General features: G+C 72.7%; 18 protein-coding genes. 12 read left to right on the forward strand and 6 right to left on the reverse strand.

The window, feature by feature from the left end:
* Positions 1 to 25 precede the first annotated feature (25 nt).
* The 7 genes from QC385_RS08720 to QC385_RS08750 all read left to right on the forward strand — a co-directional run bounded on the left by QC385_RS08720 (position 26) and on the right by QC385_RS08750 (position 12,967).
* Complete coding sequence (locus QC385_RS08720) at positions 26 to 2,524, forward strand: protein kinase (RefSeq protein WP_279540663.1); 2,499 nt, start codon at positions 26 to 28, stop codon at positions 2,522 to 2,524.
* Positions 2,525 to 2,691: 167 nt separating this feature from the next.
* Positions 2,692 to 4,506 (forward strand): serine/threonine-protein kinase, encoded by a 1,815-nt coding sequence (locus tag QC385_RS08725; protein ID WP_279540664.1) that lies wholly within the window; start codon positions 2,692 to 2,694, stop codon positions 4,504 to 4,506.
* Positions 4,507 to 4,626: 120 nt separating this feature from the next.
* A complete protein-coding gene (locus QC385_RS08730; RefSeq protein ID WP_279540665.1) occupies positions 4,627 to 5,847 on the forward strand; it encodes a serine/threonine-protein kinase in 1,221 nt (406 codons plus the stop codon).
* 128 nt (positions 5,848 to 5,975) lie between these two features.
* Positions 5,976 to 7,628, forward strand: coding sequence for a serine/threonine-protein kinase (locus tag QC385_RS08735; RefSeq protein WP_279540666.1), 1,653 nt, complete (start codon positions 5,976 to 5,978; stop codon positions 7,626 to 7,628).
* A gap of 61 nt (positions 7,629 to 7,689) precedes the next feature.
* On the forward strand, positions 7,690 to 9,372 hold the full coding sequence (locus tag QC385_RS08740) for a serine/threonine-protein kinase (RefSeq protein WP_279540667.1): 1,683 nt from the start codon (positions 7,690 to 7,692) through the stop codon (positions 9,370 to 9,372).
* 161 nt (positions 9,373 to 9,533) lie between these two features.
* Entirely contained in the window at positions 9,534 to 11,162 is a 1,629-nt protein-coding gene (locus QC385_RS08745; protein WP_279540668.1) for a succinic semialdehyde dehydrogenase, read from the forward strand.
* 17 nt (positions 11,163 to 11,179) lie between these two features.
* Complete coding sequence (locus tag QC385_RS08750; RefSeq protein ID WP_279540669.1) at positions 11,180 to 12,967, forward strand: GMC family oxidoreductase; 1,788 nt, start codon at positions 11,180 to 11,182, stop codon at positions 12,965 to 12,967.
* Positions 12,968 to 13,057: 90 nt separating this feature from the next.
* Here QC385_RS08750 and QC385_RS08755 read toward each other — a convergent pair whose 3' ends face one another.
* Complete coding sequence (locus QC385_RS08755; RefSeq protein ID WP_279540670.1) at positions 13,058 to 14,044, reverse strand: LAETG motif-containing sortase-dependent surface protein; 987 nt, start codon at positions 14,042 to 14,044, stop codon at positions 13,058 to 13,060.
* Positions 14,045 to 14,257: 213 nt separating this feature from the next.
* Here QC385_RS08755 and QC385_RS08760 point away from each other — a divergent pair, with 213 nt between their 5' ends.
* Positions 14,258 to 15,376 (forward strand): hypothetical protein, encoded by a 1,119-nt coding sequence (locus QC385_RS08760; protein ID WP_279540671.1) that lies wholly within the window; start codon positions 14,258 to 14,260, stop codon positions 15,374 to 15,376.
* A gap of 584 nt (positions 15,377 to 15,960) precedes the next feature.
* On the opposite strand, the gene QC385_RS08765 is transcribed toward QC385_RS08760, so the two are convergent.
* Positions 15,961 to 16,242 (reverse strand): chorismate mutase, encoded by a 282-nt coding sequence (locus QC385_RS08765; protein WP_150482579.1) that lies wholly within the window; start codon positions 16,240 to 16,242, stop codon positions 15,961 to 15,963.
* A 325-nt stretch (positions 16,243 to 16,567) separates the two neighbouring features.
* Between QC385_RS08765 and guaA the strand changes: the two genes are divergently transcribed.
* The gene (gene guaA / locus QC385_RS08770; RefSeq protein ID WP_086843299.1) at positions 16,568 to 18,148 is read left to right on the forward strand and encodes a glutamine-hydrolyzing GMP synthase; all 1,581 of its coding nucleotides are present in this window, start codon (positions 16,568 to 16,570) and stop codon (positions 18,146 to 18,148) included.
* A 3-nt stretch (positions 18,149 to 18,151) separates the two neighbouring features.
* On the opposite strand, the gene QC385_RS08775 is transcribed toward guaA, so the two are convergent.
* Complete coding sequence (locus QC385_RS08775) at positions 18,152 to 18,625, reverse strand: pyridoxamine 5'-phosphate oxidase family protein (RefSeq protein WP_059424941.1); 474 nt, start codon at positions 18,623 to 18,625, stop codon at positions 18,152 to 18,154.
* Between the two features lie 243 nt (positions 18,626 to 18,868).
* Between QC385_RS08775 and QC385_RS08780 the strand changes: the two genes are divergently transcribed.
* Complete coding sequence (locus QC385_RS08780) at positions 18,869 to 19,663, forward strand: class II aldolase/adducin family protein (RefSeq protein WP_279540672.1); 795 nt, start codon at positions 18,869 to 18,871, stop codon at positions 19,661 to 19,663.
* Positions 19,664 to 19,674: 11 nt separating this feature from the next.
* On the opposite strand, the gene QC385_RS08785 is transcribed toward QC385_RS08780, so the two are convergent.
* Complete coding sequence (locus QC385_RS08785; RefSeq protein ID WP_279540673.1) at positions 19,675 to 20,571, reverse strand: DUF4429 domain-containing protein; 897 nt, start codon at positions 20,569 to 20,571, stop codon at positions 19,675 to 19,677.
* A gap of 339 nt (positions 20,572 to 20,910) precedes the next feature.
* On the opposite strand from QC385_RS08785, the gene QC385_RS08790 reads away from it, so the two are divergent.
* Entirely contained in the window at positions 20,911 to 22,161 is a 1,251-nt protein-coding gene (locus QC385_RS08790) for a hypothetical protein (protein WP_279540674.1), read from the forward strand.
* A 182-nt stretch (positions 22,162 to 22,343) separates the two neighbouring features.
* On the forward strand, positions 22,344 to 22,874 hold the full coding sequence (locus QC385_RS08795; RefSeq protein ID WP_279540675.1) for a DoxX family protein: 531 nt from the start codon (positions 22,344 to 22,346) through the stop codon (positions 22,872 to 22,874).
* 37 nt (positions 22,875 to 22,911) lie between these two features.
* On the opposite strand, the gene QC385_RS08800 is transcribed toward QC385_RS08795, so the two are convergent.
* Entirely contained in the window at positions 22,912 to 23,154 is a 243-nt protein-coding gene (locus tag QC385_RS08800) for a hypothetical protein (protein WP_279540676.1), read from the reverse strand.
* Entirely contained in the window at positions 23,141 to 24,634 is a 1,494-nt protein-coding gene (locus QC385_RS08805) for a PspC domain-containing protein (RefSeq protein WP_279540677.1), read from the reverse strand. The genes QC385_RS08800 and QC385_RS08805 overlap by 14 nt, the downstream gene beginning before the upstream one ends.
* Positions 24,635 to 24,812 lie beyond the last annotated feature (178 nt).

Raw genomic sequence — 24,812 nt, forward strand, 5'->3', positions numbered from 1 at the left:
CGACCAGGCTGCCGGGGGAGGCAACGTGGACGACTATGCGGGACGGGTGCTCGCCGACCGCTACCGCCTGCCGCTGCCGCCGTCCGACGAGTACGAACTCACCGAGTCCCGGGCTTTCGACACCTACAGCGGCCAGGAAGTCCTGGTCAGGGCAGTGCCGTTGCCAGAGGTGGTCGAGGCGGAGGTCCTCGACGCGGAGGGGCTGCCCGACGGCTTCACGGCACGTGACGGTGGCGCGCGGCGGCCCGGAGCACGCCCGGGCACCCGGCGGCCCGCGGACCCGGTGGTGCGGCGCGCGGTCGAGGCCGCGCAGGCCGCGGCGGCCATTCCCGACCATCCCCGCCTCGACCAGGTCTTCGACGTGTTCGCCGAGGGCGGTTCGCTGTGGATCGTCAGCGAGCTGGTGGCCGCACGTCCCCTGGCGGCGCTGCTCGCCGAGAAGCCGCTGACGCCGTACCGGGCGGCCGAGGTGGCCTCCGACGTCCTCATGGCGCTGCGGGTGCTGCACGCGCACGGCTGGGTGCACCGGAACGTCACCGCGCGGACGGTCCTGGTCTGTGACGACGGCCGGGTGATGCTGACCGGGCTGGCGGTGGGCGCTGCGGAAGAGGCCCTGTGCGGGTACGACCCCGTTCCCGCTCCGGCCTTCGGCGAACCCGGCCAGGAGACCGGCGGCGCCGGGCTGGTCGACGGCCCCGGTGGTGCCGGCGGCCCGGGAAGTCCCGGTGCGACCGATCCCGAGGCCGCGCGGCGTGCCGCGATAGAGGCCCGGGAGTCCCGGGGGCTGCCGGCGGCCGGAGCCGGCACGGGGAGCGCGGGCCCGGCCGTGCCGGCCCGCAGGAGCGTGGAGGACGGCGACGACCCGAGGGCCGCGCGAGCCGGGGCGATCGCGGCCTACCGGGCGGGTACCCGGGCCGCCGCCCGGGTCCAGGAGACGCAGCAGAACGGCCGCGCGGCGCTGCCCGGAGCCCGGCCCGCCCCGGACGAAGGGCCAGGGCACCACGGCCACGGCTCGGCGCGGTCGCCGTACGTCCCCGGGCAGAGCACGGGGCCCGGTGCGGACCCGCCCGGGCAGATAGCCGACCCCTACGGCGTCGGCGGCGCTCCCCGCACCAGCGCCTGGCACGGCGCCACACCCCGCGGCGGAACGGGCGGCGCGCCCTCGCCGCAGGCTCACGACCAGGCGGCTCTTCCTCCGGCCTCGGACCCCGCTGCCCACAGCGAGCCCACCCGGTGGGACGACCTGGTCGCCCACACCCCCGCGCCCCGGCGCGGTCCGGCCACGGCGCTGGCCGCCGAGCGGGCGCGGCAGGCACGGATGGCCGTGGTGGGGCCCGTGACGGAGCGCTGGGCGCCGGAGCAGGCCGGACCCGTGCACGAGAACTGGCAGTTGGCCGCGCCGATCGGCCCCGCCACCGACCTGTGGGCGCTCGGCGCGCTGCTCTTCCGGGCCGTACAGGGGCATGCGCCCTACCCGGAGGAGTCGACGGCCGAGCTGGTGCAGATGGTGTGTGCGGAACCGCCCGCGTACGCCGAGGAGTGCGGGCCGCTCAGGCCGGTCGTGGAGTCGCTGCTGCGTCAGGACCCGACCGAGCGCCTCGACTTCGAGGAACTGCGCGGCTGGCTGCGCTCGCTCGTACGCTCGGCGCCCGAGCCGGAGGCCGGTGTGCACGTCGTCGCGGCCCCGCCCGCCGACGCCAGCCGGCTGCCCGTCGTACGGCGCCGGGGCGAGCTCGTGCGCAGGCGGCGGGCCGGGCTGCCCGCGCACCACGGGCGGCACAAGCGGGCCAAGAAGGACTCGCGGTCGCCGCACCGGCTCGGCCGCACCCTGCTCCTGCTCGTCCTGCTCGCGATGGCCGCGGCGGTCGCCTACGCCATGCTCTTCATGCCCAAGTCGGGGACCGACGGCGCGCAGGGCACCGATCGCACCGGTGCCGCCGGTGAAGTCAGCCAGGCGCCCGAGCCGGACGCCAGCGGCGAGCCCCGGCCCGACCAGGCGTCGCCCGAGCCGGAGAAGAGCCCGTCGACATCGGCCGGTTCCACCCAGACGCAGACCACCGATCCCGAGGTCGCCGACGGCTTCACCCTGCGCAAGGACTCGGCGGGCTTCCAGGTCGCCGTCGCCAAGGACTGGGACCGCACCTCGCGGGGCGGCAGCGGCCAGGTCGTCTACGCCAAGGGCGACTTCGAGCTCATCGTCGTACCGGGCCGGGACAGCGCGTCGGAGTTCGGCAGCGACCCGATGGCCTACCAGCGGGAGGAGGAGCGCGAGTTGCAGCCGTACCGCGACTCCAGCTGGGCCACCTCCACCGGGCTGAAGACGATCGAGGTGGGCGGGCGGACCATGGCCGAGGGGCAGTTCACCTGGACCGGCGACGACGGGGGCGAGCTGTACGTGCGCAACCTCGCGATGCTGGTCGACGGGCGGTACCACGTGGTCCAGGTGCGCGGTCCGGAGTCCGAACGGGACGAGGTGACGCGGCTGTACGAGCAGGCGGCGGCGACGTACAAGGCGACGAAGTGATCTTCTGAGCCGGCTGCCGTGTACTGCAGTTCACCTCACGGTTCCCTCCCGTCCCAGACGGCTGCAACCGTCACAGTGCGGTCACCGTGGTACCCCGCTTGTTCCCTGGGGAAGGGCAGGTCCTTACGCTGACCCTGTCAAGACCATTGCGGGGCAACGTGAATCAGATGCAGGGCCTGCTCGTCGCGGGCCGCTACCGGCTTGCCGACTCCATCGGCAGTGGCGGTATGGGTCGGGTATGGCGGGCACATGACGAGGTGCTGCACCGGTCCGTCGCCATCAAGGAGCTGACGGCTGCCCTCTACGTCTCCGAGAGCGAGCAGGCCATCCTGCTGGCGCGCACGCGGGCCGAGGCCAGGGCCGCCGCGCGGATCAACCACTCCGCGGTCGTCACGGTGCACGACGTGCTGGAGCACGACGGCCGCCCGTGGATCGTGATGGAGCTGGTCGAGGGCCGCTCCCTGGCCGACGCGGTCAAGGAGGAGGGGCGCGTCGAGCCGCGCGAGGCGGCGCGCATCGGCATGTGGGTGCTGCGGGCCCTGCGCGCCGCGCACACCGCCGGCGTCCTGCACCGCGACGTCAAGCCGGGCAACGTCCTCCTCGCCCGGGACGGACGTGTCCTGCTCACCGACTTCGGCATCGCCCAGATCGAGGGCGACACCACCATCACCCGGACCGGAGAGGTCGTCGGCTCGGTCGACTACCTGGCTCCCGAGCGCGTGCGCGGCCACGACCCGGGCCCGTCCTCCGACCTCTGGGCGCTCGGCGCGACGCTCTACACGGCCGTGGAGGGCCGGTCGCCGTTCCGCCGCACCACACCGCTGACCACCATGCAGGCCGTGGTCGAGGAGGAGGCCGCCGAGCTTCAGTACGCGGGTCCGCTCGCGCCCGTCATCACCGCCCTGCTGCGCAAGGATCCGGCCACCCGGCCCGAACTCGCCGAGGCCGAGCAGATGCTCGCCGAGGCGGCGGAGGGACGGCGGCCGAGCGGGGCGCAGGCGTACGTGCCGACGCAGTACGGGGGATCGTCGCCGTACCGGGACGTGCACAGCGGCACGGGCGCGTCCGGCACGAACCCCTCCGGCACGTACCCGTCCGGCACGAATCCCCCGGGCACGTACCCGTCCGGCAAGGGCACCTCCGGTACGGGCACGGCCGGTACCGGCTCGGGACCGCACAGCCGGACTCCGCTCCCGCCGCCGGCCGGGGCATCGGCCCCCGGGACGCCGACGGCCGGCGCCGCCACGGCCGGCCCTCCCGCGGCCGGGGCCTTCGCCACCGGGCACGGAACGACCGGGCCCACCTCCGTCGGCCCGACGGCGATGGGCCCGCAGCCGACCGGTTCGGGCCGGCGCCGCCGGCTTCGGACCCTCGCCCTCGTCGTCGCGCTCGCGGCCATCATCGGCGGAGGCACCGCGGTGGTGCTCCAGCAGTGGAACGAGAGCCGGCAGACGGGCGGCGCATCCGGATCGGCCGGTTCCACGACCGTGGAGCAGCCCGGAGGCTCGGTTCCCGCAGGCTGGACCCGTCGCGACGACCCCGCGGGTTTCAGCCTCTACCTGCCCAAGGGCTGGAAGCGCAAGACCTTCGGGCCGCAGGGTGAGCTCAAGCAGATCGACTACACGCCCGACGGCGGCCGGCACTTCGTCCGCATCGCCGTCGACACCTCCCCGGACTTCGCCGACCCGTACGCCCACCAGCTCGACCTGGAACAGCAGTTGCAGCGGCTGGTCGACTACAAGCGGGTGAAGCTGGAGCGCAACGTCTACCGTGACCGGGACGGCGCGCTGTGGGAGTACACCTGGACCGCGCAGGCCAAGGACACCAAGTTCCCCGGGCCGCGCCGGGCCATCGAGGAGACGTACGTCGCCCGCGACGGCACCGAGTACGCGCTCTACATGTCGGCGCCCGCGCAGGACTGGGCGAAGGCGCGCAAGCAGTTCACGTCGCTGTTGCAGGGCTGGCACGAGAAGACCCCCTGACGCGGCAGGTCCCCGACACGGGACCGTGCGTCACAGCGCCGTCGTCACAGGGCCGTGCGTTTCGGCCACCCGCGGGCCGCTGCCCCGGAGCCCGTCCCTCCGTTGGGGCATGATTGCCGCATGGGGACCGAGGGGCACAACACGCGTGTCATCGCGGGCCGTTACCGGCTCGAGGCGAGGCTCGGGCGCGGTGGCATGGGCGTGGTCTGGCGGGCCACCGACCAGCTGCTCGGCCGGGGCGTGGCCGTCAAGGAGCTCCCCTTCGACGAGTCGCTCTCCGCGGCGGAAGCGCGCCGGCAGCGGGACCGCACGCTGCGCGAGGCGCGGGCGGTCGCGCAGCTGAGCCACCCGCACATCATCGTCGTCCACGACGTCGTGGAGGACGACGAACGCCCGTACATCGTCATGGAGTTGATCGAGGGCGGCTCGCTCGCCGACCGTCTCGCCACCCAGGGCCCGGTCGACGCCGCCGAGGCCGCACGGATCGGTATCGCCCTGCTCGGCGCGCTGCGGGCCGCGCACGCGGCCGGGGTGCTGCACCGCGATCTCAAGCCCGACAACGTGCTGCTGGAGGACGGTACCGACCGGATCGTCCTCACCGACTTCGGTATCGCCCAGGTCGCGGGTGCCCCCACGCTCACCGAGAACGGTTCCTTCGTCGGCTCGCCCGAGTACACCGCTCCCGAGCGGATGTCCGGGGTCCGGACCGGGCCCGAGTCCGACCTGTGGTCCCTGGGCGCGCTGCTGTGCGCGGCCCTCAGCGGCGAGTCGCCGTTCCACCGGGACTCGCTGGGCGGCGTCCTGCACGCGGTCGTCGTCGGCGACATACGCCCGCCCGCGCAGGCCGGGCCGCTCCTGCCCGTCGTACAGGGCCTGCTGGAACGCGACCCGGACCGGCGGCTGGACGCGGACCGGGCGGAGCGGATGCTGCGGGTGTTCCGCGAGACGGGCAGCACGCCGCAGGCTCCGCCGCCCGGGTACGCGCCGACGGTGCGCGGTGCCCCGCACGGACGGCCGCAGGACGACGCCGGTCAGCGACCGCCGGTGCCGCCGACGGGCATGCCCGGCCCGGACCAGCGGTACGAGCAGATGCTCCGGCAGCCCACGCGCCGGGTACTCGTGGCCGCGCTGCTGGTCGCCGCGATGGCCGGGGCGGGTGTGTCGGCGGCGGCGTTGCTCATGGACGGGGGCGGCGGTGACGGCGGCCGCACGCCGACGAGTTCCGCGCCCAAGACGCCTTCGGCCGCACCGTCCACCCACGGCACGCGCACTCCGAGCACTCCGGCGGCCACCGGCGCCACCACGACCGCTGCCACCGGCACGACCTCACCCTCGCCCTGACTCGGCGGCATCCGACGAGCCCCGTAACCGGGATGAAGAGGAGATAAGCCCCGGATCGCGTCACGGGTCTGTGACCGGGACGCGCCCGTGCTGGATGCGCAAGGGCTTGGCGCGATATGGATGACCTCATGAGCAACAACGGGGGAGCCCGATCCGGGGCCGACGAGCCAACGAGTTTCGCTCTGCAACCACCGAATCCGTCGAATCCGCCGGCGCCGGTACCGGGCAACCCGTACGCGACGCCCACCCAGGTCGTACCGACCCAGTCGGTGGCAGCGGTCCAGGATCCCGGTGCCGGTCGGCTCATCGCCGGGCGTTACCGGCTGATCGCCAAGCTCGGCCACGGCGGCATGGGCACGGTGTGGTGCGCCAAGGACGAGACGGTGGACCGGGAGGTCGCCGTCAAGGAACCCCGCGTCCCAGAGCACCTTCCCGAACGCGAACGCGCCAACGCCTTCGAGCGGATGCGCCGCGAGGCACGTGCCGCGGCCCGGCTCGACCACCCGGCGGTGGTCGACGTCCACGACGTCGCGGTCGTGGAGGGACAGCCGTGGATCGTGATGGAGCTCGTGCGGGGCCGTTCGCTGGGCGACGCGCTCCAGGAGGGCACCCTGTCCGCGCGCGAGGCGGCCCGGATCGGCCTGGAGGTGCTCGGCGCGCTGGAGGCCGCGCACGCGGCGGGCATCCTGCACCGCGACGTGAAACCGGACAACGTGCTGCTCGGCCGCTACGACCGGGTTGTCCTCACCGACTTCGGCATCGCGCAGATCGAGGGCGAGACCAACCTGACCGACACCGGCGGCTTCGTCGGCTCGCCCGAGTACATCGCGCCGGAGCGGGTGCTGGGCCAGCGCCCGGGCCCGGCCAGCGACCTGTGGTCCCTGGGCGTGGTGCTGTACGCGGCGACGGAGGGCGTCTCGCCGTTCCGCCGGAGCAACACCCCCGCCACACTCCAGTCCGTCCTCAACGCCACGCCCGCGCCGCCCGCCTCCGCCCAGGGCCCCCTCGCGGAGGCCATCACGGGCCTGCTGCACAAGGATCCGGCCCGCCGCCCGGACGCTGCCCGGGTGCGAGCCCTGCTGGAGGCCGCCGCGAACCCGCCGGCGGACCGGCCCACGCAGGTCGTCCAGGTCATGGGCGGCCAGGGCGGCGGGGGCCGAGGCCTCCGGCTCGGACGCAAGGGGTGGACCGGGCTCGGTGCGGCGGTCGTCGCGGCGGCGGTGACGGCGTACCTGGTGCTCGCGAACCCGTTCGCCGGGCCGCTGCCCGAGGGCTGGAAGACACGCCAGGAGAAGGAACTCGCCGCGTCGCTGGCCGTGCCCGGCGACTACCGGCGGACCGTGCCCGACCGGGAGTCCGACCAGACGCACTGGGTCACGTACACCGACTGGAGCGGCAGCATCTGGATCAGCCTGGCGCTCGAGAAGAAGGCGGAGGACACCGGCAGCGCCATCGCCGGCTCCGCTGCCGCCGAGATGTACGAGGACGACAGTGCGTTCAAGGACAGCGGCAACTACCGCCTGGACATGCCGGAGAACCCGGGGACGAAGCCGAAGGACACCACGTACAGGGGCGGGAAGGCCGCCGAGAACACCGTCACCTACGACACCGACGACAGCGAGAACCCCCGCCCCCGCGAGCTCAGGATCTTCTACTACAAGACCTCCGGCGGCGACATGTACAAGCTCACCGTCGGCTACCCGGGCAAGGGCGACTTCACCGATCGCGGGCGAGAGGTCGCCGACACGGCGATCGCGAACCTGGACATCGACGGGACCTGAACCGGTGTCCGGCCACTGACCCGCTTCGACAAGCCGCCGCCCCGCGGGGTACTGATGGGGCATGAGCAACGACGGGGGCGGGACGGGCGCCCAGAGCCGGTCGGTCGGCGGGCGGTACCGGCTGATCGAGCGCATCGGCTCCGGCGGGATGGGCACCGTCTGGCGGGCCTACGACGAACTCGTGCAGCGTGACGTCGCCGTCAAGCAGCCCCGGTTGCCGGGCGACCCGGAGGACGAGAGCCGCCGGCGCGCGGCCCACCGGCTCTACCGGGAGGCCCGCGCCGCCGCCCGCGTCGACCACCCCGCCGCCGTCACCATCCACGACGTGGTCGTCGAGCCGGAGCGGCAGCCGGACGCACGCGACGGGCGGATCGATCGCCACCGGCCGGTCGGACGCGACGGGCTGAACGCGATCGACGCGGCGCTCGACGGATTCCCCTGGATCGTCATGGAGTTGGTGCGGGGCGAATCCCTGCACGAGGTGCTCCGGCGCGGCCCGGTCGACCCGCGTGAAGCCGCCCGGATCGGCCTCGCCGTCCTCGGTGCCCTGCGTGCCGCGCACGCCGTCGGCATCGTGCACCGGGACGTGAAACCGGCCAATGTGCTGCTCGGCCCGCACCGGCGCGTCGTCCTCACCGACTTCGGCATCGCCCATGTGCAGGGCGAGGAGTTGCTCACGGCCGGCGGGGAGTCCGTCGGCTCGCTGGAGTTCGTCGCCCCCGAGCGGATGTCCGGCCGCATCGCCGGACCCGCCTCCGACCTGTGGTCCCTGGGCGTACTGCTGTACGCCGCCGTCGAGGGGGAATCCCCGTTCCGCCGGACCACACCCGAGGCCACGCTCGCCGCGATCCTCGCCGCCGAGCCGCCCGAACCGAAACAGGCCGGACCCCTCGGCCCGTTGATCGCACGACTGCTGCGGCGGGACCCCGACCAGCGCCCGGACGCCGAGGAGGTCGCGGCGGCGCTGGCGCAGACGGCCGGGCCGGCGGCGGCCGAGGTGCCGGAAGAAGCTCAGGGGGCCGGGCACATAGAGGCCGAGCACATACAGCAGTTCATGGAGGACCCCGGCACGCCACGGCCCGAGGAGGCGGCCGAACCGCCCGAGGCCACCGAACGCCCAGGGGCCGCCGAACCGCCGGAGGCCGGCACCGCAGAGCGGCAGGACCCCTCACCCCCCAAGCGCCAGAGCCTCCTGCGCCCCGCCCCCATCGCCCTGCTGGGCGCGCTGCTCACCGGCGGCATAAGTGCCGTCACTCACCTCGGCGACACCAGCAGCGCGGAGACCGCCGAAGCGACGGAGATCTGGACCCCGCACAGCGATCCGGACCTGGCGGCCGTACTCCATCTCCCGCGCCGCTACCGCGAACTCGACCGGACCGGCAGCGCGACCGACCAGCCCCGCACGGTGCTCTACGGCGACGAACAGGGCGGCACCGTCCAGGTCCGCCTCCTCCTCTGGGACCGGGCTCCGGGCTCCCCGATGGACCAGCTCCGGAACGCACCCGTCGTCCGCGGGGACACGCAGTACACGCACACCAGCGTCCAGGGGTACGAGGCCGCTCTCGCCGACACCACCTACCGCCGGGGCGAGGACACCAGGCGGGTCATGCGGGTGATGATCCGCACCGACGACGACCGCCTGTACGAACTGCGCGTCGACATGCCCAAGGGCACGCCCGAGGAGACGGAGGGCACCTCGGTGTTCGAGGGGGCCCGGGAGCGGCTCGACATCGTGGAAGGCTGAATCACCGGGATCGTAAAAGGCTGAATCACACCAACTCGTCACCGCACAACGCCCTGATCAGGGCGTTCGTTGCCAGCAGCCACTGGCGCCTTGTGTGCACTCGGTGAAGCCGTATTACCGACGGGTACCCAAAGGCTTCGCCGGGGCATACCCTGCGGCTCATGACGGACGCGCACGCCCTGGAGAAGCCCGGCACGGCACAGGCCGGCACGAACCCCCTCGCCCCCGCCCCGGAGGGCGCCCGCACGGCCGCCGACGTGGTGACCCCCGAGCTGGTCGCCCAGCTCACCAAGGGCGTGACCGGCTCCGGCCGGACCGCCAACCACACGCCGTTCACCGGTGAGAAGCTGGCCGACCTGCCCGAGTCGACGCCCGAGGACGTGGCGAGGGCCTTCGAACTGGCCCGCGCCGCCCAGACCGTGTGGGCGCAGACGCCGATACGGCAGCGCGCCGCCGTCCTGCTGCGCTTCCACGACCTGGTGCTGGAGCGTCAGGCCGAGGTGCTCGACCTGGTCCAGCTGGAGACCGGCAAGGCCCGGCTGCACGCCCACGAGGAGGTCCAGGCCGTCGCGGTCGCAGCCCGGCACTACGGCCGCAGGGCCTCCTCGTATCTCCGCCCGAAGCGGCACGCAGGTGCCATGCCGACCCTCACCAAGGTCGTCGAACGGCGCCACCCGCGCGGTGTCGTCGGCCAGATCGCGCCCTGGAACTACCCCCTGGAGCTGTCGGTCGGCGACGCGCTGCCGGCCTTCGTCGCGGGCAACGCCGTCGTCATGAAGCCGGACACGGAGACCTGCCTCACCGCCCTCTGGGCCCGTGACCTGCTCATCGAGGCCGGCCTGCCCGCCGACGTGTTCCAGGTCGTCCTCGGCGACGGCCCGGTCGTCGGTCCGGAGGTCGTCCGGCACGCCGACTACGTCTCCTTCACCGGCTCCACCCGCACCGGCCGCGAGGTCGCCCAGGGCGCCGCCGCCCGGCTGGTCGGCGTCTCCCTCGAACTCGGCGGCAAGAACGCCATGCTGGTGCTGGAGGACGCCGACATCGAGAAGGCCGCGGCCGGCGCCGTCCGCGCCTGCTTCTCCTCGGCCGGCCAGCTGTGCATCTCCATCGAGCGGCTCTACGTCCACGAGTCGATCGCGGACGCCTTCCTGGAGCGCTTCGCCGCCCGAACGAAGGCCATGCGCCTCGGCACGTCCCTGGCGTACGGCGCCGACATGGGCTCCCTGGTCGGCGAACGCCAGTTGGAGACCGTCACGCGGCACGTCGAGGAGGCGGTCGCCAAGGGCGCGAAGGTCCTCGCCGGCGGCGTGGCCCGACCGGACATCGGCCCCTACTTCTTCGAGCCCACGATCCTCGACGGGATCGCCACGGACATGTCCGTCTGCGCGGAGGAGACGTTCGGCCCGGTCGTCTCGGTCTACCGCTTCAAGAGCGAGGACGAGGCGATCGAGCGCGCCAACGCCACGGCGTACGGCCTGAACTCCTCGGTGTGGACGAAGAACGGCCGACGCGGCCAGGAGGTCGCCGCCCGTCTGCGCACCGGCACCGTCAACATCAACGAGGGCTACGCACCCGCGTACGGCAGCGTCCAGTCGCCCATGGGCGGCATGAAGGACTCCGGCCTCGGCCGCCGCCACGGTGCCGAGGGCATCCTCAAGTACACCGAGGCCCAGACGGTCGCCCACCAGCGTGTGCTCCCGATGGCCCCCGCGCTGGGCATGGACGACGAGCAGTACGCACAGTTCATGAGCAGGAGCCTGCGCCTGATGAAGGCGTTCCGGTTCCGGTGATGCAGCGAGGAGAGCACGTGCCTCAGGACGCTTACGACTACGACGTCATCGTGGTCGGCTCCGGCTTCGGCGGCTCGGTGACCGCCCTGCGCCTCACGGAAAAGGGCTACAAGGTCGGCGTCCTGGAGGCCGGCCGCCGCTTCACCCGCGAGACGCTCCCCAAGAACTCCTGGGACCTCAAGAACTACCTGTGGGCGCCGAAACTCGGCATGTACGGCATCCAGCGCATCCACCTGCTGGGCAACGTCATGGTCCTGGCGGGAGCGGGCGTGGGCGGCGGCTCCCTCAACTACGCCAACACCCTCTACGTCCCGCCCGAACCGTTCTTCGAGGACCCGCAGTGGCGGGACATCACCAACTGGCAGGAGGAGCTCAAGCCGTACTACGACCAGGCCCGGCGCATGCTCGGCGTACGGCTCAACCCGACCATGACCCCGTCCGACGTGCACCTGAAGGCCGCGGCGGAACGCATGGGCTGCGGCGACTCCTTCCACCTCGCACCCGTCGGCGTCTTCTTCGGCGACGGGGAGGACGCGGACGGCACGGCGAAGGCTAAGCCGGGCCAGGAGGTGCCCGACCCGTACTTCGGCGGGGCGGGCCCGGCCCGCAGGGCCTGCGCGGAGTGCGGCGAGTGCATGACCGGCTGCCGGCACGGCGCGAAGAACACCCTCAACGAGAACTACCTCTACCTCGCCGAGAAGGCCGGCGCGGTCGTGCACCCCCTGACCACGGTCGTCTCGGTCACCGACGACTCGCGCGGCGGGTACGCGGTCGCCACCCTGCCCACCGACGACCGCCGCAAGGCCAAGGGCCGGACCTACAGGGCCCGCCAAGTCGTCCTCGCCGCCGGCACGTACGGCACCCAGACGCTGCTGCACCGCATGAAGGCCGGCGGCCAGCTGCCGCACATATCGGACAAGCTGGGTGGGCTGACCCGCACCAACTCCGAGGCCCTGGTCGGCGCCCAGACCGACGACCGGCGCTACCGCAAGGCGCACGGCGCGCCGAAGGCCGACTTCACGCGGGGCGTGGCCATCACGTCCTCGATCCACCCGGACCAGAACACCCACATCGAGCCGGTCCGCTACGGCAAGGGCTCCAACTCGATGGGCAGCCTGTCGATCCTCCAGGTCCCGTACGCCGGGAACGACTCGGGTGCCTCCCGGGTGCTGGGCTTCCTCGCCCACGCGGCGAAACACCCCTTGCTGGTGCTGCGCTCCCTGTCCAACCGCCGCTGGTCGGAGCGGACCATCATCGGCCTGGTGATGCAGTCGCTGGACAACTCGCTGACGACCTACCTGAAACCGTCGGGCGTAGGCCGCGGGCTGCTCACCGCCCGCCAGGGCCACGGCGCGCCCAACCCGAAGCAGATCGAGGCGGCCACGCAGAGCGCGTCGGCGCTCGCCGCCGAGATCAACGGCTTCGCGGGCTCGAACGTCGGCGAACTGATGGGCACCCCGCTCACGGCCCACTTCCTGGGCGGCTGCCCGATCGGCGACTCCCGCGAGACCGGCGTGATCGACCCCTACCACCGCCTCTACGGCCACCCGGGCATCTCGGTGGTCGACGGCGCCGCGGTCTCCGCCAACCTGGGCGTCAACCCGTCCCTCACCATCACCGCCCAGGCCGAGCGGGCGATGTCGTTCTGGCCCAACAAGGGCGAGCCCGACCCGCGTCCGCGGCAGGGCGCGGCCTACGAGCGTCTCCAGCCGGTCGAGCCGAAGTCCCCGGCGGTCCCGGCGGAGGCGTTCGGCGCGCTGCGGCTGCCGTTCCTGGGCATGCCGGCCGTGCCGCCGAAGAACTGACCGGCGGCGGACAGCAGAAGAGGGACCTGCACCCCCCTCCGAGCACAGGTCCCTCTTCTGCTTGTGCAACGGCCTGCCGGCCGCTGTGGCTTACGCCTGGACGCCGGCCTTACGGCGACGCACCACGAAGACCGCACCGGCACCGGCGACGACCGCGGCACCGCCGACGAGGCTGATCATCGGCAGCGCGGAGCTGGAGCCGGTCTCGGCGAGGCTGCCGGTGACCTCCGGCGTGTCGCCGCTCGGCTTCTCGTCGGTGACGGGCGCCTTGCCGCCTTCGGTCGGCTTGGTGCCACCGGTGTCCGTACCCGCGGCGACGATCTGGAACTTGTACGAGACGTCACCGAAGCCGATGCACTCGTCGTCGTTGTCGCCGTAGATCGTCGCGCCGAGCGAGAAGCCGGCGCCGACCGGGGCGGACTTGCTGACGTTGAGGCGCAGCGGGATGTTGACCTGGTACTCGGGCTTCAGCTCGTCGGTGTAGCCGACGTAACCGACCGCGTAACCGCCCTCGTTGAGGTCGACCCAGATCTTGTCCTGGGGGTCCCAGGCCTGGAGCTGGACCTGCTTGCTGGAGAACAGCTCCTCGCCGTTCTTGTCGGGGGAGGCCCCGGCGAAGAAGTCGAGGTCGTTCAGCGTGGAGTCGGAGTTGTTGGCCACGTTCAGCGAGAACTTGTGCCAGCCGCTGCCCGCGGCGATCTTGCCGGGCAGGCCGGTGATGCTCACGTCGACCTTGGTGTCCTCGCACACGGAGGGCTCGGGGTCCGGGGTCTCGGACTCCTCGGGCGCCGACGTGCTCGGCTCCGGGGCGGACTCGCTCACGGAGGTGCTCGGCGAGGGCGACGTCTCCGGGGCGGACTCGCTCACGGAGGTGCTCGGCGAGGGCGACGTCTCCGGGGCGGACTCGCTCACGGAGGTGCTCGGCGAGGGCGACGTCTCGGGAGTGGACTCGCTCACGGACGGGCTCGGGGTGGGTGTCGTTTCGTCGGTCGCGTACGCGGCCGGTGCCGCGAGCAGTGCCACCGGGGCTATGACCGCCGTAGCGGCCGCTGCTGCCATTGCGCGGCGAAGCTTCATGAAGACCTCGGAGAGTCCGGCGTACCGCGGGAGGCGGTACGAACGTTGGGGGAGGCCTCCGCGTGTGGGGCGCGGGAGTGCCCGTGGTTCGGCAGGTTTGATCCGTGAGACCTGTGAATGGTTGTGCTGGCACTCACAGAATTTTTATGTGGGCTGGGTCACATCCAAGATCTTCTTGTGAAGGCGCTTCCCATCCGCTTAGATCTGGACTTCGTGTCTGAGAAGCCGTCCGACGATCAGCCGTCGGCCCCGGAGATCCCCGACGACGTCTGGGAGCAGTTCACCCGCGACACCGCGCGGAACACCTCCGCCCCGAAGGAACCCTCCGCGCGGGCGCGCATGGTGACCGAGCGGCTGCGGCAGCAGGAGGCCCGGGGGGAGTCGCCTCCGGGCTGGCGAACGGGCCCGGCCATATCGAACGGCCGTGTGGCACGACGCCGCAAGCTGTGGGCCCTTCTCGGCGTGCCCGTCGCCGTCGCCGTGGTGGCGCTGAAACCGTCGCTGCTGCCCGGCGACCCCTTCGGCACGGACGAGACGGGCGCCGCGGCCTCACCGCTGCCCGCCGAGACCGCCGCCCCCACCGCCGCGCCCGGGGCGTCGGACCCCGAAACCCCCACCCTGGACGAGCCGTTCGCCGGCTCCCCGGCGCTGCGCTGGGCCGATGGCGAGGCCGGCATCGTGCTGCCCGAGGCCAAGGCCGTCGGTTCGGTCCCCGAGGAGCGCGTGCGGCAGGCGCTGAAGCTGACGAAGAAGCTGCTGGTGGGCGCCAACCTCGACCCGAAGGCGGTGCGCGGCGCCCGCCCCGAGGCCGCGCTCTCCGTGCTCGACCCCAAGCAGCCGAAGCTCCTGGACGAGCTCGACACCGCCCTGCGTTCCCCGAGCGCGAAGCACGACCCGGTGACGCTGTTCAGCCGTTTCGACCCCGACGAGGTGCGGCCGGCCGGTGACGTGATCAAGACACGCGGGCGCATGACGCTCAAGAAGGGATCGCACGGGGGCGTGGCGGTACGCGCCGACTACACCTTCGTCTACCCCGTCGTGCGCGCCGACGGCCCCGTCGAGGTCACCCGCACCATCGTGCGCCGGGTGCTCGACGTCGAACTCGCCGACCCCGCGCAGTACGAGGTCACCCCGGGCCGGTTGCTGCTCCTGGAGTACGACCAGGAGATCGGCAACTCCTCCTGCGACGTCCACGACGGCTATCTGAACCCGGAGTTCGCGTCGAGCGAGCCCACGGGCGCGCCGCCGAGCGGCCCGACGACGGATCCGTACGACCGGAGCAAGGACCTCGACCGCGACCCGGACGAGTGCGGGACGGTGTCGCGCACCTGACGGCCCTCGAGTGACGGTCCCCGGAACGACTGCCGGCGCAGGACCACTGCCGACGCAGAGCGAAGGGCCCCGCGGGGTGGAGCCGCGGGGCCCTTCTTCTCGTCAGCACCGACGTCAGGGCAGCGCCGGTGCCGGGAAGCGGCGCCGGGGGGTTGCGCCGCTGGTCTCGGCCGGACTCCGACCGGACCATTGGTCTCGACCTTTGGCGGTCGGGCAATGCGGGTGTCCGCGGGGGGACTTGGGCTGTCTACGCATCGTGCTGGATGAATGCGGCGCCCGCAACCGTTCGGCCCGGCCTCGGTGCGTTTTTGCAAGGTCCGCCGGCCGGCCCCGGGCGTCCCCGGAGCCGGCCGTTCTCTGGGGTGACCGGGCTGCTGTCCCCTGCCGTCCGGTCACGTCCCTGGAGCGAGGTCCCACGACGCACGGCACGATCCGTGCGTCTCATCGCTCCAGCGAGCCACGCGTGGTTTCTCTCGGGCCCGCGCCTGGCTGGCGCGGACACCGGGACCAACGAAGCGGCCCGCGGGACGGTCACGTGCCGTACGGGTGAGAAGGGGGCGCACGTCTGTCCTGGGAACGGGGTTTCAGATCCTGCCGCGGCACAGCTCCAGCAGGGTCATCGCGAGGGCCGTGCCCGGCTTGCCCAGCGCCTCCCGGTAGCGGCCGAGGACCTCCATCTCGCGGGAGAGGTTCACGCGCCGGCCGCCGGAGGAGATCCGGGCCTCCTGGATGACGGCGGAGACCGCCGCCCGCTCCTGGATCAGGCCGATGATCCGGTCGTCCAGCGCGTCGATGCGCTCACGCGCGCCGGTGATCACGCCGGCGGCCTCGGGGGTACGGGCGCCGGTCACTTCGGTGGCGTTCATGGGGCTCCTTGTCATCAAAGGGTGCCCCGGAGCGGCAAGGCCCGGACGACGGCAGACGCCCCGGGCCTTGTCGGCCCGGGGCGCCTGGGAAGTCGCTTGTCAGTTGCTCAAGCAGCACGACCATGGCAGCCGGCGGGCCGGGTGCCATAGGTAAAGACGAACGTCTGGTGCTGGAGCATGGGGCAAGTATGCCCCGCTCCCCGAGGACGTCCAACACGGTTCGCATCCTGAGACGGCCCCGGTCCCCGGCCCCGGACGGTGCCCGGCGGCACCCCGGTAGAATCGGGTGGCACAAGACTCCCGCCCCACCGCCGGAAGGCACCCTGTGTCATCAGCGACTCCCGCTGCCAGCGCCACCGACACCGTCCTGGTCGTCGACTTCGGCGCGCAGTACGCCCAGCTCATCGCCCGTCGTGTCCGCGAGGCGCGGGTCTACAGCGAGATCGTGCCGAGCACCATGCCGGTCGCCGAGATGCTCGCCAAGAACCCCGCGGCGATCATCCTCTCCGGCGGCCCCTCGTCGGTGTACGAGGAGGGCGCCCCGAGCCTGGACCGCGAGATCTTCGAGGCCGGCGTCCCCGTCTTCGGCATGTGCTACGGCTTCCAGCTGATGGCGCGGACCCTCGGCGGCACCGTCGACAACACCGGAGCCCGCGAGTACGGCCGCACCGAGCTGCACGTGTCCAAGTCGTCCTCCACCCTCTTCGAGGGCACCCCCGCCGAGCAGGCCGTCTGGATGTCGCACGGCGACGCCTGCTCCGCCGCCCCCGAGGGCTTCTCCGTGACGGCCTCCACGGACGTCGTGCCGGTCGCCGCGTTCGAGAACGACGAGAAGAAGCTGTACGGCGTCCAGTACCACCCCGAGGTGATGCACTCCACGCACGGGCAGCAGGTGCTGGAGCACTTCCTGTACCGGGGCGCGGGCCTGACCCCGTCCTGGACCACGGGCAGCGTGATCGAGGAGCAGGTCGCCGCGATCCGCGAGCAGGTCGGCGACAAGCGCGCCATCTGCGGGCTGTCCGGCGGCGTGGACTCCGCCGTCGCCGCCGCCCTCGTCCAGAAGGCCATCGGCTCCCAGCTGACCTGCGTGTACGTCGACCACGGCCTGATGCGCAAGGGCGAGACCGAGCAGGTCGAGAAGGACTTCGTCGCTGCGACCGGCGTGCAGCTGAAGGTCGTGGACGCCGAGGAGCGGTTCCTCAAGGCGCTCGCCGGGGTCTCGGACCCCGAGGAGAAGCGGAAGATCATCGGCCGGGAGTTCATCCGGGTCTTCGAGCAGGCCCAGGCCGAGATCATCGCGGACGAGGGCCCGGCGGTGGAGTTCCTCGTCCAGGGCACCCTCTACCCGGACGTGGTCGAGTCCGGCGGCGGCACCGGCACCGCCAACATCAAGTCCCACCACAACGTGGGCGGCCTCCCCGAGGACCTCGAGTTCCAGCTGATCGAGCCGCTGCGCAAGCTCTTCAAGGACGAGGTCCGCATGGTCGGCCAGGAGCTCGGCCTGCCGGACGAGATCGTCCAGCGCCAGCCCTTCCCCGGCCCCGGCCTCGGTATCCGGATCGTCGGCGAGGTCACCAAGGAGCGTCTGGACCTGCTGCGCGAGGCCGACGCCATCGCCCGCGAGGAGCTGACGGCGGCCGGCCTCGACCGTGACATCTGGCAGTGCCCGGTGGTCCTGCTCGCGGACGTCCGCAGCGTCGGCGTCCAGGGCGACGGCCGTACGTACGGCCACCCGATCGTCCTGCGGCCCGTCTCCTCCGAGGACGCGATGACGGCCGACTGGTCGCGCCTGCCGTACGACGTCCTCGCGAAGATCTCGACCCGGATCACCAACGAGGTGCGGGACGTCAACCGCGTCGTCCTCGACGTGACCTCGAAGCCGCCGGGGACGATCGAGTGGGAGTGACCCCTACGTGCGCTTGATCGTGCGCAGGGGCTCGCCGGGTGTCCAGATCTGGACGACGAGGTACTTGTCGTCCTCGACGTAGGTCCGCACGACCTCCGTGAGCTCGGTACGGAAGAGGTGGAACGGCTCGGGCGGCTCCACCTCTTCCACGTACCCGGCCTTCGTCTCCACGTCGTCGACCTCGATCGCCCGGCCGCTGATCCGGACGTCGCCGCCGCCCATGCCGGTGCCCTCCCCGGGGTTGGCCTGGAGCGCGAAGCGCGGGTCGCGGCGCAGGTCGAGCGCCTTGAGCGAGTTCGGCATCATGCCGAGCCACAGTTCGCCGTTCAGGAACCGCACCTCCAGGCCACTGGTGCGGGGCGAGCCGTCCTTCCGGAGGGTGGCGAGGATGTGGTGGGTGTAGGCGCCGAAGCGCTTCTCGACGGTGCCGGCCAGATCCGGTTCGGCGGTGGCGAAAGCCGCCCAGTTCTCTGTCATACGGAGAGTCTGGCGCCGAAACCCGACATCCTCTGTCCGCTATTCGTGGGGTCGGGGTGACCGGGGGCGAAAGGGGTGCGCACGGGTGCGCGCGGAGCGCGCGGGTGCTCACGAGGTGTTCGGCGGGGCGCTCCCGAGGTGTTCGCCGGGGCGCTCGCCTCATCTTCACGAAACGGTTCTGTTCTTCCCTGCCCGACCGGCGGTAGCTTCCGCCCCGTACGTAGCACCAGCGCTGGAGGACCTATGCACGGGCCCACCCCGCCCCTGCCGCTGCCCACCGACCGGCTGCGGTTCGCCATGCCGCCGATGCACGAGTCGCTCGAGGACGAGCGCCGCCACCGCAAGGAACGGCTCGCGGGCGCCCTGCGGATCTTCGGACGGCTCGGCTACGAGGACGGCGTGTCCGGGCACATCACCGCCCGCGACCCCGAGTACAGCGACTGCTTCTGGGTCAACCCGTTCGGGATTCCCTTCCGGCACGTCACCGTGAGCGACCTGGTGCTCGCCAACCAGGACGGCCAGGTCGTCGACGGCCGCTACCACGTCAACCAGGCCGCCTTCACCGTGCACGCCCAGGTCCACGCCGCCCGCCCCGACGTGGTCGCCGTCGCCCACTGCCACACCGTGCACGGCCGGGCGCTCGCCGCCCTCGGCGAGCTGCTGGAGCCGATCACCCAGGAGAGCTGCGCCTTCTACGAGGACCACGCCCTCTACGACGCCTACACCGGCGTCGTCGTCGACGCCGAGGAGGGGCGGCGCATCGCGGCCGCGCTCGGCTCCCGCAAGGCGCTCGTGCTGCGCAACCACGGGCTGCTGACCGTCGGCGACTCGGTGGACGCCGCCGCCTGGTGGTTCGTGTCGATGGAACGGTCGTGCCAGGTGCAGCTGACGGCGCAGGCGGCCGGGCGGCCGGTCCGCATCGACCACCGGATGGCGGTGGCGACGCGGGAGCAGCTGGGGGGCGACCTGGTGGCGTGGATCAACTACCAGCCGATGTGGCAGGAGGTCAGCCGGAGTGAGCCGGATCTGATGAGCTGAGCGGCCGGCCGTCAGAAGCCGCGGAGCACTGCCGCCTTGGTCAGGGCGAACTCCTCGTCGGTGAGCACACCGTCCCGGTACAGCGCGCCCAGCTCGCGCAGGCGGCGCAGCAGTACGTCGTGGTGGTCGGCCGCGGGCGGCACGGCGGGTGCCGGGCGGGAGCCGTGGGCGTCGGCCTCGTGGTTCCCGGCCGCGGCGTGGGTGGACGGGTGCGGCAGCCTGGCGGTCACCGCCGTCGCGACGAGCGCGGTCAGCAGGTCCCGGCGGGTGCTGCCCCACAGGTCCAGGGCGTACGGGTCCTTTTCGGGCGGCAGTTTCGAGAACACCGTCTCGCGGGTGACGAACCGCAGAAAGCCGTCCTCGTGGCCGGAGTTCGGCAGCCACTCGACCCGGACCAGGTCACCCAGGCCGATGATGCGCGGGCCGGTGGCGCGTTTGACCCGCTCGGAGGTGTCGGCCCAGTCGATCCGTACCCGGCTCCCGTCGAATGAGACCGTCCCGTCGGACGAACGCACCGACACCGGAACCGGCGGGCCGGGCAGCAGATAGGCCTTCGCCGCCTCCTTCGGGATGCGGTCGAGCAGCAGCGCGCGGCGGATCTCCTCGGCGACGTACTCGGCGACCCCCGTCCGGTCGACGTCCACCGCCAGCCGGTAGGGGTCGGCCGCGTCCGGCAGCCGCCCGCCGGTCGCCTGGAGCAGCGGGTCGGCGCCCTCCCGCAGCCGCAAGCGGAGTCGTGCGCGCTTGCGTTCGGGTTCGATGGCGACCCCCGACACCGCCTCCAGCGGCACGGCGACCTCTCCGTACGTCTGCCGGAACAGCGGCACGGAGCGGTGCAGACCGGGCGTGATCCGGACCGTGCTGCCGTCGAAGGCCCAGGTCCCGTCACGCTGGATGATCTCGGCCATAGGGGAATTCTCGCAGCCGGGTCAACACGACACGCGGAAGTTCACCCGTGGTGACCGGACGGGGCGGACGCGGACCGGGTGGTGAAGGGATAATCCGCTGTCGTCGCACGGGAGTTGTACAGCGGTGTTTCCGGGGTCCGGAAGACCGACGGTGGTTGGGTCGCGGGAAGGCGGGCGTCGGGCGTGACGGTGCGCGAGACGGGACAGGGCGGCGCGGACGCGGGTGGGTATGCGGACGCGGGTGCGTATGCGGGGCGGTACACCGGTGGGGCCGGGAGCGCGTACGGCGGTGGGTATGCGGGCGGCCACGGCGGTGTGCGGGGAGGTGCGCCCGGAGATATGCGCAGCGGTGTGCACGGAGGCGGGTGCGCCTGCGGCGACTGTCCGCACGGGGCACGGGAGGGGCACCGGCGGGCCGTCGCCGCGTTCCTGCGCAGGCGCGACGAGTTCGCGGCCGGGCAGGGGCTGCCGGCCGCGGTGGCCCACTCCGCCTCGGCTTCCCGCCAGTGGGTCTCGGAGGAACTGGCGCAGTCCGCGGAACTCGTCGCCGAGCGCGGCCGGGCCGAGGGCAAGGCCTGGCTGGCAGGCCTGTGGCGCCGCACGGCGGGTGTGGTGTGGGCGGCCGTCGTGCTGTTGCTGCTCGGTCAGTCCCTCACCGCGGTCGGTGCGGGCTGGACGGCGGCCCGTACGGCCGGGCTGGCCGCCGCGCTGGCGGTCGCCGGAGCGCTGACGGCGGCGTCGTGGTTCCACCGGGCGAAGGGCGGTGCGCTGGCGCCCCTCATCGGCGAGGACAACCGGCTGTCCACCTCCCGTACGGTCGCCGGGGCGTGGGTGCTCTTCGTGGCCTACTCGGTGCTCGTGCTGGCCGGACGGCTGGCGGGCGCCTCCCGGCACACCGACCGGGACGCGCTGCTGTCCGGGCTGGAACTCGCCCGCGGGGCGGGGGTCGTGACCGTGCTCGCCGTGGTGTGCGGGATCGCCGTGCTCGTGCGGCGGGTGGTCGGGCTGCGGGTGCTGGGGCAACGGCTCCAGAAGGTGCCGGCCGACCGGCCGCGAGCCGCCGACCTGCTGACCGACGACGCGGGCCGGGGCACCTTCGCCGACATCCAGTACGTCGTGATCAGCGGCGTCGCCCTGGTCTTCGCGGCGGTACGGCTGGCCAGGCGGCCGGACCAGCTGCCGGATCTGCCGTGGGGGCTGGCGGTGGTGGTCCTGGTGTCGGCGGTGACGTACCTGGCCGGCAAGTACGCGGAAGGTGGCCGGCCGGTCATCCTCTCCGTCGTGCGGTCGAGGGAGGCGGGAGACCTGGACGGGCCGATCCGCACGGGCGACGACATCGAGATCCGGGGCGCCGGGTTCGTGCCGCCGGGCGCGCAGGGGGCGGACCGGCTGGCCCGGATGGTGGTCCGGGTCGGTGCCGTGCATGTGCACGTCCCCTTGGTGCCGGTACCCGGGGGATTCAGCAACCCGACGGACACGCTGCTGACCGTGCCGGTGCCGGCGGATGTGGAGCCGGGGCGGGTGGAGGTACAGGTGGTCACGGCGGCGGGGGTGGAGACGAACCGGTACGCGGTTGATGTGACGGAGTAGAGGCCGGCTGACGTGACGGAGTGAGGGCCGGCCGTCCTGCCCGGCTGCGGGCGGTCGTGCCGCTCGGGGCCGGGCCCCCCGGTAACAAAAGCGGCCGCACAGGATTGAGCCGGGTCGGTTTGTCGTACGTATGGTCTGTTGAGGGGGTCTCGGCACCGGCGGGCGAGAGGCGGCTAGCAGCGATGACGCACGGCATGAGATCGGACACGCACACCCCCCACTTCGGCAGCGGAGGAGACTGGCGGGACACCGCCGTCCGTTACGCCCTCCTCCCGCTCCGGATCTTCCTCGGCGTCACCTTCATCTACGCCGGCCTGGACAAGCTCACCGACAGCGCCTTCATGCAGGACGCCGGTTCAGGCTCGATCGGCGACATGATGCGTGCCATCCGCGACTCCTCAGCCATCCCCGCCCTGGTCGACCTCTCCCTGAAGAACCCTGTCGCCTTCGGCTACACCATCGCCTTCGGCGAACTGGCCGTCGGCATCGGCACCCTGCTCGGCCTCTTCGCCCGCCTCGCCGCACTCGGCGGCGCGCTCATCTCCCTCAGCCTGTGGCTGACCGTGAGCTGGGCCTCCGACCCGTACTACTACGGCAACGACCTCGCCTATCTCATGGCCTGGATTCCTCTCGTCCTCGCGGGCGCTCCCCTCCTCTCCGTGGATGCCGCGCTGCGGTCGCGGCGACGGCAGAGGACAGGCGGTTACCGGTAGCGAGCGGCAGTGGGCCGGGCGGCGGGCGGGCCTCTCGTCAGGCCGCCATGTCCGGCCCGGGCTCGTCGGTGGCGGTACGGCCCGACGCGCGGCGCCGGCGGACACGGCCCGTCAGGAACCCCACCGCGCCGGCCAGGAACAGCCCGCCCGTGACGAGGGGTATCGCCACGAACCAGGGCGTCTCCCAGGCGCCGCCCGCGTCACCGGCGTAGAGGACGCCCACCAGGACGAGGAGGGTGCCGGCGACCAGCCTTCCGGGCTGGAGTTCATGACGCAGCACGGGCCACCTCCGCCTGTCCCATGCCGACCTGGAGATCCAGGTCGATGGTGCCCGACTTCTCGACGCCCGCGGCGGGGGAGAGGGTTATCTCCTGGTGCTGGCCCGGTTTCACGTCCACGTCCTTCTTGTCGTCGCCCGGCAGCTGAAGGTCTCCGATCCCCACGTCGACGCTGAGCCGCACGGTCACGTCCTCGGGCACGAGCACCTTCACCTGGCCCACGCCGACGTCGGCGCGTGTCGTCACGGTCTGGTTCCGGCCTATGTCCACCCGGGTCAGGTCCAGGGTCCCTACGCCTGTGCCCAGGTCGTACCGCTGTCGTACGTCCGTCACCGAGGCGGGCTGCCAGGTCGTGCGGTCCCACTGGGTGCCGATGTTCTTGGGCAGTGCCGCCGAGCCGGCGAGCAGACCGGCCGTGATGATCGCCAGGAGGATCGAGCCCGCGCCGGTCCGCCCCAGGAAGGCGCTGACCGCTATGCCCAGGCCCAGGACGGCGAGTGCGCAGGACAGGCCGGTCTGGAGACTCGTGCCGAGAGGGTGCTGATCCCAGGTCAGGCCCGTGCCCAGGGCGCCCGCCAGCAGGGCCAGCAGGAAGACCGAGCCGCCGATCCAGCGGGGGCCGCGCGGCTTGGGCGGCCGGGTGTGCGGGGCGGGCATGTCCTCGCGGTCGCGGGGCCGGACGCCGAGGCCGATGTTGACGGCTGCCGCGACGTCCAGGTCGCGGGAGTCGCGGGGGCCCCAGAGGTAGCCCGTACCGCCGATGTGGGTGCCGTCCTTGACGATGGGGTCGCGCCACCAGGAGGGGTACGTGATGAACACCGGCGGCGCCTGCGGCTCCGGCGGGGCATCGGCGACGGCCTGGACCGCCAGCGGATCGGGGCTCGGGGTGCCGCGCTGCCGCGACCAGTAACCGGCGCCGGCGAGGAGGAGGGAGAGGACGACGGCGAAGGTCAGCACCCCGCCGTTGTTCAGCAGGGTCAGGAACACTCCGCAGCCCACCAGCGCGAACAGCACGGCCGTCAGGGCCTGGCCGTCGACGCGGCCGGTCAGCAGCTTGCGCACCTCGTTCTCGTCCTCGTCGTCGTACGGGACGAGGAGCCAGGCGAAGCCGTAGAAGATGAGGCCGATGCCGCCGGTGGCGGAGAGCACCGCGAGGGTGATCCGGAAGATCACCGGGTCCATGTCGCACTGCCGCCCGAGCCCGGCGCAGACGCCGGCCAGGGCCTTGTGGCGGCGGTCGCGCCGGAATCTGTGCGGTGGCCCGGGCGGGACGGCCTCCCCGGCCGGGGCGGCCGCGTCGGACGAACCCCCTCTCTGTTCTTCCGCGCCCGCGCGCCCGTGCCCGTGCGCGCCCGGGGGAGCGGGGGAGCCGGCGGGGGCGGCGCCCGCGGCGGGCGCGGCATCCTGCGGCCCGGCGCCCGGTGCGGGGCGCGGGCCGGAGCCGGGTCCCGGACCCGTCGCGGCGTGGTCGTGATCGGTCATGGGTCCATGGTGACGGGCGCGGCGGTGCGGCGGCAGTCGGAATGACCCTGGCCGGACCCTGATATCGGCCCTGAGGGACGGCCCGGGAGGCGTTCGAGGGGCCCGGGTGCGGAGATCAGGGGAGTCTCCGGGGTCGACCCTGATGCTCCGGCCTTGCGGCCGTGTGACCATCAATGGC

Source organism: Streptomyces sp. DH10 (assembly GCF_029813805.1).
GTDB lineage: Bacteria > Actinomycetota > Actinomycetes > Streptomycetales > Streptomycetaceae > Streptomyces > Streptomyces coeruleofuscus.

What these genes read in the sequence shown, in the direction of transcription:
- QC385_RS08790 (WP_279540674.1), top strand. Translation starts at nt 20,911, where the DNA reads ATGCGCAGCGGTGTGCACGGAGGCGGGTGCGCCTGCGGCGACTGTCCG.
- QC385_RS08740 (WP_279540667.1), top strand. Translation starts at nt 7,690, where the DNA reads ATGAGCAACGACGGGGGCGGGACGGGCGCCCAGAGCCGGTCGGTCGGC.
- QC385_RS08745 (WP_279540668.1), top strand. Translation starts at nt 9,534, where the DNA reads ATGACGGACGCGCACGCCCTGGAGAAGCCCGGCACGGCACAGGCCGGC.
- QC385_RS08795 (WP_279540675.1), top strand. Translation starts at nt 22,344, where the DNA reads ATGACGCACGGCATGAGATCGGACACGCACACCCCCCACTTCGGCAGC.
- QC385_RS08765 (WP_150482579.1), bottom strand. Translation starts at nt 16,242, where the DNA reads ATGAACGCCACCGAAGTGACCGGCGCCCGTACCCCCGAGGCCGCCGGC.
- QC385_RS08725 (WP_279540664.1), top strand. Translation starts at nt 2,692, where the DNA reads ATGCAGGGCCTGCTCGTCGCGGGCCGCTACCGGCTTGCCGACTCCATC.
- QC385_RS08780 (WP_279540672.1), top strand. Translation starts at nt 18,869, where the DNA reads ATGCACGGGCCCACCCCGCCCCTGCCGCTGCCCACCGACCGGCTGCGG.
- QC385_RS08755 (WP_279540670.1), bottom strand. Translation starts at nt 14,044, where the DNA reads ATGAAGCTTCGCCGCGCAATGGCAGCAGCGGCCGCTACGGCGGTCATA.
- QC385_RS08775 (WP_059424941.1), bottom strand. Translation starts at nt 18,625, where the DNA reads ATGACAGAGAACTGGGCGGCTTTCGCCACCGCCGAACCGGATCTGGCC.
- QC385_RS08785 (WP_279540673.1), bottom strand. Translation starts at nt 20,571, where the DNA reads ATGGCCGAGATCATCCAGCGTGACGGGACCTGGGCCTTCGACGGCAGC.
- QC385_RS08730 (WP_279540665.1), top strand. Translation starts at nt 4,627, where the DNA reads ATGGGGACCGAGGGGCACAACACGCGTGTCATCGCGGGCCGTTACCGG.
- QC385_RS08805 (WP_279540677.1), bottom strand. Translation starts at nt 24,634, where the DNA reads ATGACCGATCACGACCACGCCGCGACGGGTCCGGGACCCGGCTCCGGC.
- QC385_RS08735 (WP_279540666.1), top strand. Translation starts at nt 5,976, where the DNA reads ATGAGCAACAACGGGGGAGCCCGATCCGGGGCCGACGAGCCAACGAGT.